Source organism: Pedobacter montanisoli (genome assembly GCF_022809115.1).
Lineage (GTDB): Bacteria > Bacteroidota > Bacteroidia > Sphingobacteriales > Sphingobacteriaceae > Pedobacter > Pedobacter montanisoli.
The window spans coordinates 1,179,487-1,193,313 of record NZ_JALGBH010000002.1 but is presented as its reverse complement, the minus strand read 5'-3'; the positions used below and the strand labels follow the sequence as shown (position 1 = coordinate 1,193,313).

Genomic DNA, 13,827 nt, shown 5'->3' with positions numbered 1-13,827 from the left:
CAGTTCTTCATTTGCATATTTTGAATTTATAGACTGGCAACAAGGAAACACAAAAATTATCCAATTCAACCATCAACCCAATTATTCATTACTTTACGTTGCTAAGTACAGCTAACTGGCCTTATTGGATTCCGAAGCAGTACAGGGTAAAACTGATGCACATATTTTAAAAATTGAGTGTCACATTGAGCCTGTCGAAATGTAAATTTCATTTATGCACCTAGAGAAGGGAGCATGCTAATTTCGTCTATAAAGTTTTGCCCTTGTAATGCAAGGAAGGCAATACAGCTTTATCCCGATAGCTATCGGGATTTGGTACTTTCTTATCAAAGAAAGGACTAAGCCTCGACGACCAATAAAGTGAAATGATACAACTACACAGTTTGTACTTTCAAAAGTGATGATTTTATATCAACCTGCTATTTACCTGTTAACTTTGAAAAATCCACCAATTCATTAATTGTAACATCAAGTGCTTTGGCTAATAGTACTAAATTATAGGCAGTCGGATTGGCTCCGTTTATCTCATAGTTATTAATGACTTGCTTATCCTTATATCCAATTTTAATGGCTAATTCTGCTTGAGTAAGATTTGATTTCGTTCTTAATTGCTTAATGCGCTGAGCTAAAAGTATTTTAAACTCTTTAACAGTCACTTTTTTCATTAGACTTATCTGGAAATATTATATAGAAAATAAGTCAATATAAATATTGACTTTTATTGAGTCATCATTTAGATTTGGTTAATTAATTCTTAAAATCTAATAAAGTTTCAACACTAACATTTAAAGCTTTTGCTATTTCATATAAGAAATGTGCTGATATATTTACTTTTCCATTCTCTATTCTGCTGATACTTTGAAAATCTTTACCTAACAAAGCACCTAACTCAGGCTGAGTTAAACCATTCTTTTTTCTGGTATGTGCAATTTTTTTACCTAATTCTATTTTAAATTTTTCTAAATCCATCAAGCCAAGCTCGAAATATTTACTAAAGAATAACTAAACAAATTTGTTTAGTTATTTTCTTTTTAATATATTTGAAGTATATAAAAGGTTATAAATAAGAGTTTTGCAGCTTCATTTCTCACGCCGTCGATGCAAAACAGTAGATTTATAGCCCATTCTTGTGTAGTTTATGCTATTTTAGCATTTCCGAATAAGAGTGGGTTTCTACTGTAATTCCATATCGACATAAGGCGTGAGAACCAAACTGAAGCTATGGTAGGTAGAAGCCCACTTTTATATTTCTACTCCAAGCAAAACTCGTAACATCTATACGAGCATGGAAAGAAGAAACAATTTAAGATTCATTTTATTTCGTTTCATAATATGGGGAGTTTTTAGGCTACTGTATGCTTTTCCAGGCTTATACAACATTGTATTCACCTAAAACCAAATAGCCATGGAAACAGCCATTTTAAACCCCACCACCAAGCAGGCACATTTAGCCGCGTTTACCACTTTAATTGTAGATAAGTTTAAGCCCTTACAGATTTACCTGTACGCACATTTTGTGCAACAACAAGCCTGCAATAGCATATTTGCTGCAAAGGGGCAACTACAGCAAGAAATATTTTACCTTTTGGTAATAACCGAGGGCACCGCCAGTAAAGAAAACGAGATACAGGATTTTGCCAACCGCCATTACCCACAAGCAAAACTGATCATAAATGCCCATGGTAAAGAGATACTGAACCGTAACCTACAGCAATGTAATGCCTACTTTACCAGTATACTTAATCAAGGCACCTTGCTATATAGTGCCAATGGCCTAATGGACAAACCAAAGGTACAGGGGCCAAATTCCAAGAAACAGGCCAATCGGGCTAATGCGCATTGGCAGCGGCGTAGCGAAATGGCTAGGACATTTATAAATGCAGCAGTGCAGGCAATGGAAAACGGACAGGAAAAGGCAAGCGTGTTTTTGTTGTACCATGCCTGCGAACAGCTCTGCGTAGCAATGATTTGGGTATACATGGGCTATAAAACGGATATACGTAACCTTAAGCGCTTATTTTATGTGTGTGCGTGTTTCTCAGAAAAGCCCCTGCAACATTTTATGGGCAGTCCCGTAACAGAAGCTTTGCTCCATACCATGATGAAAAGCTACCGTGAGGCCCGCTATAACGACGATTTTAGTTTGGCAGGGCAATCTCCCTATAGGTTTTTGGAACTTACAGAGAGTTTTTATGATTTGGCCGAAGAACTTAGCATACAGCGTTTGGCAGAAATGAGCAAGACTTAATTCATTTTACAAGACTTTGTTTATTTTCTTTATGGTCTCGTAGCTACTTCAATTAACCAATTAAATAATACAACCATGTGTTCTTTGTGCCTTTTGTGGTTAATTAAACTATTGAGGGAAAGATGCTGAAACAAGTTCAGCATGACGGAGTTATTTAAAGCTACTAGCTATATTCTTTGCGATAGCCGTAAAACATCTTCGTTTAGCGTAATACCGACCTTGGCTGATGCGGTTTGCAACAACTGCCCTAAGCAGATACCTTGTAGCATCAGGCGCAGTCGGTGGTTTTTGGTCCTTTTTGCCATCAAAAAGGACTAGGCCCCGCCGGCCAATGAGGCGAAATGATACAATTACACAGTTCAACAATTAACCAATTCAACAAGTGTCCTATATAATTATCCCCTTCAACAGTTTAACAATACACTCTAAGCAATTAACCCATTTACCCCCCTAAAACAAAAAAGCCCCAGAACTAAATCTGAGGATTTCTTTTTATAAAAATAAGCAAAACTACGCACGACCCGGATATTGCTGTAAAGCAATCTCAAGGCAATCCATAGCCGCATTTAAATCATCAACGTTAAGTACATAAGCCATGCGTACCTCATTCTTACCAGAACCCGGTGTAGAATAAAAACCAGTGGCAGGCGCCATCATAACCGTTTGGTTGTTATGCGAGAAATGCTCCAACATCCACTGACAAAAAGCATCAGCATCATCAATAGGCAATTTAGCTACCACATAAAAAGCACCACCCGGATTAGGGCAATACACACCATCAATCTTGTTTAAACGACCAACAAGCGTATCCCTGCGTAAAGTATATTCTTGGCTCACAGCCTCAAAATAACTATCAGGTGTATCAACAGCAGCAGCACCGGCAATCTGCTCAACCATACCCGGACTTAAACGAGCCTGTGCAAACTTCAATCCCGACTTAATTACCTCCTTGTTTTTGGTAATCAAACAGCCTAAACGCGCACCACAAGCACTATAACGTTTAGAAACCGTATCCATTACCACCACGTTCTCATCCAAACCATCTAAGTGCATAGGCGAAATAAACTCCCTGCCATCATAACAGAATTCGCGGTAAGCCTCATCAGAGAACAAGAAAAGGTCGTACTTTAAGCAAAGGGCTTTCAAAGCCTCCAGCTCTTCTTTAGAATACAGATAACCAGTTGGGTTATTCGGATTACAAATGATGATAGCTTTGGTTTTTTCGGTGATCAGTTTCTCAAACTCGGCAATAGGAGGTAGGGCAAAACCATTGTCAATATAAGATAAGATAGGTTTAACCACCACATTGCTCATACAAGCAAAACCATTGTAATTGGCATAAAAAGGCTCAGGAATAATGATCTCGTCGCCTTCATTTACACAAGTTTGCATAGCAATGGTGATCGCTTCAGAACCCCCTACGGTTACCAGGATCTGATCAGGCGTAATGTTATAACCTAACTTATTGTAATATTCAGTTAATTTGGTGCGGTAAGCTAAAGTACCTTCAGAAGGGGTATAAGCCCACACATCAAAATCAATATTCTTTACGGCATTGAGCATCACCTCAGGCGTAGCAATATCTGGTTGACCAATATTTAAATGAAAAACCTTTTTACCGTCGGCTTTTGCCTTATCAGCAAAAGGAGTTAATTTTCTAATAGGAGAAGCGGGCATCTGGTGCCCTTTTTCTGAGATTTTTGGCATAAGAGCAAAAATAAAAAACCCCGTTAAATAACGGGGTTTAAAAGTTTAAATATTTTGTAAAAATTTACTTGCTCGATTCGGCTACCGTTTCACCTTTAAGATACAATACCTTGGTAGTGGTACGTGCATTTGAAGTTAAAGTTACCGTGCCGTTAAAAGGAAGCGGAGCACCACCTTTGGTAATGGTTACTTTAACATAACCCTTTTCGCCCTTTTTCACCGGAGTTTTGGTGTACTCGCCAACGGTACAGCCACAAGTGGTTTCTACATTAGAAATGATCAAAGGTTGATCACCCTCATTGGTAAAATTAAAAGTAAAAGAGGCAGGTTTGTTAAGTGCAATTTTGCCGAAGTCGTGAGTTTCAGTTTCAAACTTAAACTCGGCAGGTTTATTTTGAGCCTTTGCTATTACACCAATCCCGAGTATCAAAGCAAAAATTAAAACTATCTTTTTCATAATGTTTAGGTTTTAAACAAAGCTAATATTTTATTTTAAAAAGACAGAACAAATTGCGAGCCAAATATTATTTGCCCTCTAAATACATCCATAAACTTTAAGAATCGTATCTTTGAGCCGAAATAAAATTTTTGTGTATGATAGTAACCGGAAATCTTATAACCAACCAGATAGATACCTCAGAACTAAGTTTCGACGATTTTAAAAAGATTGTTTTAAATGATTATCGCATAGCTTTTGAAAGCAGGCAGGCCAGTTTGTTGGGCAGAAAAGAAGTACTTACAGGAAAGGCCAAGTTCGGTATTTTTGGAGATGGAAAAGAAGTTCCCCAGATCGCAATGGCTAAAGCATTTAAAGCAGGCGACTGGAGGTCAGGTTATTACAGAGATCAAACATTTGCATTTGCCGCAGGCATATCTACCATAAAAGAGTTTTTTGCGCAATTATATGCAAACCCCGATGTAGAAGCAGATCCGGCATCGGCAGGCCGCCAGATGAATTGCCATTTCGCTACCCGTTCATTAAATGAAGACGGTTCATGGAAAGATCTAACCGCCATGAAAAACTGTTCATCAGATATTTCGCCAACCGGCGGACAAATGGCGAGATTAGTAGGATTAGCCTATGCCTCAAAATTATTCAGAGAAAATAAAGAACTCAATTACCTAAAGAATTTTTCTGTTAACGGAAACGAAGTAGCCTTTGGTACCATTGGCAATGCCTCTACATCCGAAGGAATATTCTTTGAATCTATCAATGCAGCAGGTGTATTGCAGGTTCCTATGGCCGTTTCTGTATGGGATGATGGTTATGGCATCTCAGTTCCAGCTAAATACCAGACTACCAAAGAAAATATCTCAGAGATCTTAAAAGGATTTCAACGCGAAGAAGGTACCAATGGCTATGAGATATTCAGGGTAAAAGGTTGGGATTATCCGGCTTTATGCGAAACCTACCAGAAAGCCATTGATATTTGCAGAACAGAACACGTACCCGTACTGATCCACGTAACAGAACTTACGCAGCCACAAGGACATTCTACATCAGGCTCGCACGAACGTTATAAAGATAAAGACAGATTAGAGTGGGAGCGTGAGCACGATTGTATCCTGAAAATGCGCAATTGGATGATAGAATCTGCTGTTGCAACCGATGAAGAAATAACCGAATTAGAAGAAACAGCTAAAAAATTCGTTAAAGATACACAGAAAGAAGCATGGAACGAGTTCTTGGATATTATTAGACAAGAACAGGCCGAGGTGATCAAATTGATCAATAACCTGGCTAATGGCAACCATGTTTTAACTAAAATAGCTTCGCAATTGGCGGCTACGCCCGATGCATTGCGCAGAGATGTAGTAGCAGCGGCCAGAAAAGCCATAAGGCTAAGCCTGAATATGGATAATGCCGACAGAAAAGCATTGGTAAAATGGTACACAGACCATGTAGATGTATTTGAAGAAGCTTACAGTTCTAAGTTGCATACCGAAAGTTTAGAAAAACCTGAAGATGTAGCGGTAGTACCAGCTGTTTATGGCGAAAATGCTAAAATGATCGACGGTAGAGAAGTACTCAACGCTTGTTTCGATACGAACTTTGCCCGCGATCCACGTTTATTGGCATTTGGAGAAGATTTAGGTCATATAGGAGATGTTAACCAGGGATTTGCCGGTTTACAGGCCAAATATGGTGAGCTTCGCGTTTCAGATACAGGTATCAGAGAAATGACTATTGCAGGGCAGGGTATAGGTTTGGCTTTAAGAGGATTGAGACCCATTGCCGAAATCCAGTATTTAGATTATTTATTGTATGCGCTAAATGTACTGAGCGATGATCTGGCAACAGTATCATACCGTACAAAAGCAGGACAGAAAGCACCAGTTATTATACGTACCAGAGGACATCGCTTAGAAGGGATATGGCATTCAGGCTCGCCAATGGGCATGATCTTAAGCTCATTAAGAGGAATGCACGTTTGTGTACCAAGAAACATGACACAAGCTGCGGGTATGTACAATACTTTATTCAGATCAGATGAACCAGCTCTGGTAGTAGAGTGTTTAAACGGTTACCGTTTAAAAGAAAAACTACCCGATAATGTCGGCGAATTTACGATACCTTTAGGCAAGGCCGAAATTGTAAAAAGCGGTACAGATATTACCGTAATTTCATACGGATCTACCTTAAGATTGGTACAAGAGGCAGCAGAAGAATTAGAGCAATTGGGCATTTCGGTCGAAATTATCGATCCACAAACCCTATTACCATTTGATACAGAACACTTATCTGTCAAATCTTTACAGAAAACCAATAAGTTATTGATCGTAGATGAAGATGTTCCTGGAGGAGCTTCAGCATTTATTCTACAACAAGTATTAGAAGTACAGAAAGGTTATTATTACCTGGATGCGCAACCTAAAACTTTGGCTGCTAAAGCGCACAGACCACCATATGGCTCAGATGGAGATTATTTTACCAAACCTTCGGTTGATGATATCATTGAAGCAGTTTATGCAATGATTTCAGATTCGAACCCATCAAAATATCCGAATTTGTTTTAACATAAGCAGCAAAAAGTGGTTGTCAAGCTGAACCTGTCGAAGCCTATTGAATAGTTAGTTCGTCATGCTGAACTCGTTTCAGCATCTTAATAAAAAACTAAAAAGCGTTACATCAAATACTGATGTAACGCTTTTTTGTGATACTAACCACAAAAGGCGCAAAGAATGCATGTTTTAAAAGAAAGATTACATTTCGACAAACTTGTCCCGAATTAAATCGGGAAGCTCAATGTAGACAAGCTTAGTGCCTTTAACGAATACGTCATGCTGAACTGGTCTCAGCATCTCACACTCGAGGAAATATTAGACGCTGGAATGAATTACTTCGTAGCCTTTCACTTCACTCCGAGTTAGCATCTTAGTGTCCCTACGTTAAACACCTTTCCGGCCTCTTATTTTTCGGCAAGCACCAATTGGCCTGTTCACTTACATCAAAAGAAAAATAAGCAGCCGGGAGTTTTTGTTACTTTTTGCGGACAAAAAGTAAGTGCCTAGCGGCGGCAAGCGAAAAGGAACATTAGTCAGATAGGCCCTGAAACGAGTTCAGGGTAACGGTAAAAGAAGGGCACGTACTATGAGGCAAATTAATATTGACCACATTTAGACAACTTGTCCCGAATTAAATCGGGAAGCTCAATGTTGACACTTCAGCACCTTTAATTAATGCGTCATGTTGAACGCCCTCTACGTCATGCTGAACTCGTTTCAGCATCTTAAATTAAAAAACTACTTCAAATCCCTTTTCTTCTTTTCTCCAGTATATTTTTTCTCTCCCGCTTTTATAGCTAGAGACAGATCGTTTTCTTCTGGCGGAATAGGGCAACGGTAACCATCACTATAAGCACAATAAGGATTGTAGGCTTTATTAAAATCTATTTCTATTTTACCCTTTACAATATCCGAAGTTTTCAGATCCATGTAACGGCCACCACCATAAGTTTCCTTATTGTTGGTCTGGTCAGTAAAAGGCAAGAATAAATAATCTTTATAAACCGGATTTTGCGACAAAGCAACGTTTTTGTAAAGTGTAAGCTGTACAGGTTGGTTATGCACCTGCATGCTTAGCACAGCATATTTGATGTATTCAGCAGTAGTTCCGGCATAAGTAGGCATTTTAAAAGGCTTTTCATTACTCAGCAATTTAACCTTCGCAATCACTTTATAAGTAGGGTCTGCCTCAAAAAAATCAAGGTATTTTAAATCAGCTTCTTTTAGAGGAGAATGCTCATTCGTAATAAAATCTTCTTTGTATTTGATCCTGTGTTGTTCAGTTTCGGTTTTGAAATTCTGGGCTTGTACTGTTGACACAAGAAATAGAAAGAATACAACCAAGAAATTACGCATAGATACGAATTTACAATTTTACAGTTTTGTCCCTTAACAAATGATCAGCAATAACCAAAGCAGCCATCGCTTCTACAATAACCACAGCCCTTGGTACAACGCAAGGATCATGACGCCCTTTACCTTTTATTTCAGCCAATTCTCCGGCAGCATTAATGGTAGGCTGGTTGTGCATAATGGTAGCCACCGGCTTAAAACCAACTTTAAATGTAATATCCATTCCGTTTGAAATGCCACCTAAAATACCCCCTGCATGATTGGTAACGGTTTTAAATTGGTTAACATCAGCCGATTTAGGAAGAGGAATATCATTATGCTCAGAACCTCGTAATTCGGTACCTTCAAAACCAGAACCATATTCAAAACCATGTACGGCATTGATACTTAGCATTGCTTTACCTAAGTCTGCATGCAATTTGTCAAAAACAGGTTCACCTAAACCAGCCGGACAACCTTTTACAATACAGCTAACCTTACCGCCAACAGTATCTCCATCTTTACGAACGCTGTCAATAAATTCAATCATTTCGTTGGCTGTAGCAGGATCGGCACAGCGAACAATATTTTCTTCTCTTATCTTAAGAAGTTCATCAATATTATTCAGTTCGATATTTGGCGCATTAATTTTTCCTACAGCGGTAACATGGGCAAAAATATCAATGTTATACACTTTTAGTAATAATTTGGCAATAGCACCAGCCGCTACTCTTACCGCAGTTTCTCTTGCCGATGAACGCCCTCCGCCACGATGATCTCTGATACCATATTTAGCATCATACACATAATCGGCATGGCTTGGCCTATAAACATCCACATTATGACCATAGTCCTTACTACGTTGATCTTCATTAGGAATAAGCATGGCTATGGGAGTGCCAGTACTTTTTCCTTCAAAAATGCCCGAAAGAATTTGTACAGTGTCGCTTTCCTTACGTTGAGTAGTAATTTTTGATTGTCCAGGTTTTCTCTTATCAAGTTCGGCTTGTATAAAATCTAAATCAATGTTTAGCCCGGCCGGACAACCGTCTAAGATTACGCCGATTGCAGTTCCATGCGATTCACCAAAAGTAGTAATGCGAAAAAGCTGTCCAAATGAGTTGCCTGCCATTTTTTATAATATTGATTGTTTTGGTAGTTAGTATTTAGTAGTTAGATGTATTAATGTTGTTTTTATAATTTAGAAGATTTGTAATAGTCTAAATACTTTTTACTAAGTACTAACTACTTCAAATCCCGCTTTCTTCAAGTCTTCCCAAAAATAAGGATAAGATTTTTCAACTACCCTATAATCTTCGATTTCTACTTCATCAATTAATAAAGCCAAAGGAGCAAAAGCCATGGCCATACGATGATCTTCATAAGTAGCCACAGTTATTTTCTTAGGAAAAGAAAGAGCAGAGCAGTCTAAAGTATAGATAAGATTATTTTCATGGAGCTTTACACCAATTTTAGCCAGCTCATTTTGCAGAGCAGCTACCCGGTTGGTTTCTTTTATTTTTAGCGTTTCCAAACCTGTAAACGATAGGTTAAGCCTTAAGGTAGCAGCTACAACAATAATGGTTTGCGCTAAATCAGGGCAGGTTTTTAGATCTAATATTGCTGATGTATTTTTAATTTCCTGATCTTTTGTAAAAGCAATGCCATTAGCTGTAGAATAAGTATTGATACCAAAGATTTCCATGATAATACTGATCTGGCTATCTCCCTGTAAACTTTGTTTGCGCAAGTGTGGTAAACTGATCCGGGCATTTTCAGCTAAAGCTGCAATGCTATACCAATAAGAAGCAGCACTCCAATCTGGCTCTACAATAAGCGTAGCAGGCTTAAAATCCTGATGTTGAATAACAATAAGATTTTCATTCCATTCATGAGAAATGCCACATTCAGCTAACATAGCTAAGGTCATTTCTACATAAGGTCTAGAAGTTAGCTCGCCTTCAATCTCTAAAGTTAAACCTAAAGGTAAAGTAGGGGCAAGCATCAGTAAAGCAGAAATATACTGACTACTGATGTCGCCTTTAATTTGGATATGATTCTTTTTTTGAGCCAATGGCCCTTTAATTTTCAAAGGCGGAAAGCCTTCTTTTTCTTCATATGCTATATCGGCACCAATTTCATTTAAAGCTTCGGTCAATATACCAATAGGCCGCTGTTTCATCCTTTCAGTTCCTGTTAACAGGAAATTACCATTTTTGGCAGAAAGGTAGGCGGCTAGAAAACGCATTGCAGTACCCGCCGGACCAACATCAATAGTCTGTTCTTGTGCGGTTGAATGTTCTAATTTGCTCAAGACCTGATGTAAGGTTACAGTATCTGCCGCGTTAGACAGATTTTCTACTTTAACAAGCTGTTTGCTCAATGCTTCGATAATCAAAGCCCTGTTGCACTCGCTTTTTGAACCTGTTAAATAGATCTCCGCATCAATATGTTTGGGCCCTTTAAATGATATAACTGCGTTTTTGTGCATTATACGAAATAAATTAGGTAAGATTAGGAGAGGCCTAAACCTCTCCATAAATTAAATATCCTGATAGTTAATGTTTAAGCTTTTACTTCAGCATGATTTTCAGCAGCGATACCTTTTGCCGCTTCGTTCATGTTGTTCATGATCTCTGTTTGCTTTCTGATAGATTCACTGTGTACAAGTTCTAAAAATTTCTCTGTAAATGCAGTATCTAATTTCAAGGCTTTAGCAAAAGCAGCGCCTTTTTTACTGATTTCATCCCAACGGTTTACCTGCAAAATGGTTACTTGATTATCTCTCTTATATTCGCCAATTTTTTCAACTATGGCCATACGCTCACCTAATTTCTGTAACAACAAGTCATCTATCTTATCAATTTGCTTACGCAATTCGGTCAATTTATCTGCAAATGCTTCATTTTTAGAATCAGGTTCACGCACAGTTAAACGCTCCATTAATTCGTTAACGGCAGCAGGAGTAAGCTGTTGTTTGGCATCGGTCCATGCTACCGAAGGATCTAAATGTGATTCGATCATTAAACCTTGCATATTCAGATCCAGTGCTTTTTGCGAAATGTAGGGAATTAATTCACGGTTACCACAAATGTGGCTTGGATCGTTAATGATAGGTAATTCAGGACAAAGCGTTTTTAACTGAATGGCAAGTTCCCACATTGGTTCATTACGGAAAGAGCTTTTTTCAAAAGAAGAGAAGCCTCTATGTATAGCACCTAATTTTGTAATACCAGCTTTATTGATACGCTCTAAGGCACCAATCCATAATTGTAGATCTGGATTAACCGGGTTTTTTACCAAAACAGGAACATCATGACCTTTTAAGGCATCGGCAATTTCCTGAACTGTAAAAGGATTAACGGTAGAACGGGCACCTATCCAAAGAATATCTACGCCAGCAGCTAAAGCTTCTTCTACGTGTTTGGCATTGGCTACTTCAACAGCGGTAGGTAAACCTGTTTCGGCTTTTGCCCGTTTTAACCATTCAAGACCAATACTGCCAATACCTTCAAACTCTCCCGGACGGGTACGAGGTTTCCAGATACCTGCTCTTAACACACTTACTTTACCTGTTGCAGCAAGTAAATGAGCGGTGGTTAACAATTGATCTTCAGTTTCTGCACTACAAGGGCCTGATATCAGCAAAGGTTCATTTGTTACGCTGATCCAATTGCTTAAGGGTTCAATGTTTAAATTTAGTTTCATCTATTAGGATATTTATTTTTTAATTATTCGTTTATCGTTATTTGTTATTCGTCTTTTGCTTATCGTTTTGAACTTTCACTTCGATTTTCCGACTCTCAACTTTAGCCTTTCAACTTCCAACATCGGTCTTCAGACTTCCGACATCAGACTTCCGACTCCTTAAACCTTATCATTCTTCAGGTACTCGCCCATAATATTAAAGTTAACAGTGTATTTAAGCGCTCTGCGTATGGCGGTATCATAATTTTCCATTTCTTTCCATTCCATATCTACGTAGAAATAATACTCATTTCTTTTACCCAAAACAGGCATAGATTGTATTTTGGTAAGGTTTACGTTCAGTTCCGCAAAAATCTGCAACACTTTGCTCAATGCACCTACGTGATTTCCAACTTGAAAACAGATAGAAGCTTTATTGATTGGTTTTTCCTGTTCGTTCTTGTTTTGTTCTAGAATAAGAAAGCGTGTAAAGTTCTTTTTGTTTGATTCGATACGTCTTTCCAGAATATTTAACCCGTACAATTCAGCAGCAAGACTGTTTGCTATGGCTACGGTATCTTTCAGTTGTTCGTCTTTTATCTTTTTTGCACAGGCAGCTGTATCATTACCTTCAATTACGGTTATTTGTGGAAAATCGTCAAAGAAATCAACGCACTGTCTAATGGCAATAGGATGGGAGGTAGCAACTTTTACGTCTTCAAATTTAACGCCCGGTAAAGCCAAAAGGTGCAATTGGATAGGTAAATAAACTTCACCTGTTACCGCAAAATTGTACTCTCTTATAAGTGTATAATTAGGTAAAAGACTGCCTGCAATAGAATTTTCGATGGCCATGATCACAAAATCAGCCTCGTTGTTTTCAAGCTTATCGCAAGTTTGTTTAAACGAATTGCACTCTATGGTCTCTATTTCTTTACCAAAGAATTTGTAGGCCGCTTCCTCATGAAACGATGCTTTTATACCTTGTATGGCTACTCTGGGTTTCTTTTTCATAAATGCTTTAAACAAAAAAAGTCCCGGCGCTTTGCCGGGACTTTCTTATACAAAATATTTTATTTGCTTATATTTTTTGCATATCAGTCCCGGCTCTTACTAAAGTAGTAAAAGTAACCAAACCAATATGTAGTGTTAATATTCATTTTTGCTTTTCGGTGTCAAATGTACATAACAAATTTAATTTGTCAATAGTTATTTTAAAATAATTTTTGCGGAATATTATTTTGTAAGAAAGTGGGGAGGAAATACCTGCGAATTAAAAATAAGAGAAAAAGCACCTAGAGGAAGAAATAGAAATATAAGGACATAAAAAAAGCACCGATTTAATCGGTGCTTTTTTTATAATTGTTTTTGACTATTACTATTAGTGTTTTACAGTAGTAGTATCAGCTTTAACAGTAGTATCAGTTTTAACAACTGTATCAGTTACTGTAGTATCAGCTTTGATAGTAGTATCAGTACCGATAGTGTCAGTACCTTCTGCTTTTTTCTCTGATGAACAAGCAGCTACAGTTAAAGTTAAAGCGAAAGCTACGAAGCCAAGTTTGAATAAATTTTTCATTTTGAATTTTCTGTTTAAAATAATTAATTAATTAAATTTTACTCTTAATGCCGCAAAGGTAAAAAGGTAACCCACTACTTTGAAAAAAAAATCACTTTTTTTTAATTTTTATCTTAAGCTATTGATTTTGAGTTTTTTAAAATCTTTGTTTTATTGCGGTATTTATAGGTTACCTCCTTAATAATATGAAGATATACCTATGTTTTTATCTTTTCAATTGCAGGAAATCATAACTTACCCCAATATTTAATCTGAAATTTAAGTACAT

At 37.7% G+C, this 13,827-nt stretch carries 12 protein-coding genes; 2 read left to right on the top strand and 10 right to left on the bottom strand.

Annotation, left to right across the window (positions count from 1 at the left end; genetic code table 11):
• Positions 1-419: 419 nt before the first annotated feature.
• Entirely contained in the window at positions 420-665 is a 246-nt protein-coding gene (locus MMF97_RS12980; protein WP_243362876.1) for a helix-turn-helix domain-containing protein, read from the bottom strand.
• 82 nt (positions 666-747) lie between these two features.
• Entirely contained in the window at positions 748-969 is a 222-nt protein-coding gene (locus tag MMF97_RS12975; protein WP_243362874.1) for a helix-turn-helix domain-containing protein, read from the bottom strand.
• A gap of 436 nt (positions 970-1,405) precedes the next feature.
• Between MMF97_RS12975 and MMF97_RS12970 the strand changes: the two genes are divergently transcribed.
• Complete coding sequence (locus MMF97_RS12970; RefSeq protein ID WP_243362873.1) at positions 1,406-2,248, top strand: HEPN domain-containing protein; 843 nt, start codon at positions 1,406-1,408, stop codon at positions 2,246-2,248.
• A 510-nt stretch (positions 2,249-2,758) separates the two neighbouring features.
• Here MMF97_RS12970 and MMF97_RS12965 read toward each other — a convergent pair.
• Positions 2,759-3,955 carry a pyridoxal phosphate-dependent aminotransferase gene (locus MMF97_RS12965; protein WP_243362872.1) on the bottom strand — a complete coding sequence of 399 codons (1,197 nt, stop codon included), beginning with the start codon at positions 3,953-3,955 and terminating at the stop codon, positions 2,759-2,761.
• Between the two features lie 64 nt (positions 3,956-4,019).
• A complete protein-coding gene (locus MMF97_RS12960; protein ID WP_243362870.1) occupies positions 4,020-4,412 on the bottom strand; it encodes a DUF1573 domain-containing protein in 393 nt (130 codons plus the stop codon).
• A gap of 137 nt (positions 4,413-4,549) precedes the next feature.
• On the opposite strand from MMF97_RS12960, the gene MMF97_RS12955 reads away from it, so the two are divergent.
• Entirely contained in the window at positions 4,550-6,973 is a 2,424-nt protein-coding gene (locus tag MMF97_RS12955; RefSeq protein WP_243362869.1) for an alpha-ketoacid dehydrogenase subunit alpha/beta, read from the top strand.
• Between the two features lie 726 nt (positions 6,974-7,699).
• Here MMF97_RS12955 and MMF97_RS12950 read toward each other — a convergent pair.
• The 6 genes from MMF97_RS12950 to MMF97_RS12925 form a co-directional block, all read right to left on the bottom strand.
• Entirely contained in the window at positions 7,700-8,281 is a 582-nt protein-coding gene (locus tag MMF97_RS12950) for a DUF1684 domain-containing protein (RefSeq protein WP_243362868.1), read from the bottom strand.
• A 46-nt stretch (positions 8,282-8,327) separates the two neighbouring features.
• Entirely contained in the window at positions 8,328-9,425 is a 1,098-nt protein-coding gene (gene aroC / locus MMF97_RS12945; RefSeq protein WP_243362867.1) for a chorismate synthase, read from the bottom strand.
• Between the two features lie 102 nt (positions 9,426-9,527).
• Positions 9,528-10,784: a 3-phosphoshikimate 1-carboxyvinyltransferase gene (gene aroA / locus MMF97_RS12940; protein ID WP_243362866.1), complete on the bottom strand. Its 1,257-nt coding sequence runs from the start codon at positions 10,782-10,784 to the stop codon at positions 9,528-9,530.
• Positions 10,785-10,858: 74 nt separating this feature from the next.
• Positions 10,859-12,001 (bottom strand): chorismate mutase, encoded by a 1,143-nt coding sequence (locus tag MMF97_RS12935; RefSeq protein ID WP_243362865.1) that lies wholly within the window; start codon positions 11,999-12,001, stop codon positions 10,859-10,861.
• A gap of 159 nt (positions 12,002-12,160) precedes the next feature.
• Positions 12,161-12,994, bottom strand: a complete 834-nt coding sequence (locus MMF97_RS12930; protein ID WP_243362863.1) for a prephenate dehydratase — start codon at positions 12,992-12,994, stop codon at positions 12,161-12,163.
• 367 nt (positions 12,995-13,361) lie between these two features.
• Positions 13,362-13,559, bottom strand: coding sequence for a hypothetical protein (locus tag MMF97_RS12925; protein ID WP_243362862.1), 198 nt, complete (start codon positions 13,557-13,559; stop codon positions 13,362-13,364).
• Positions 13,560-13,827 lie beyond the last annotated feature (268 nt).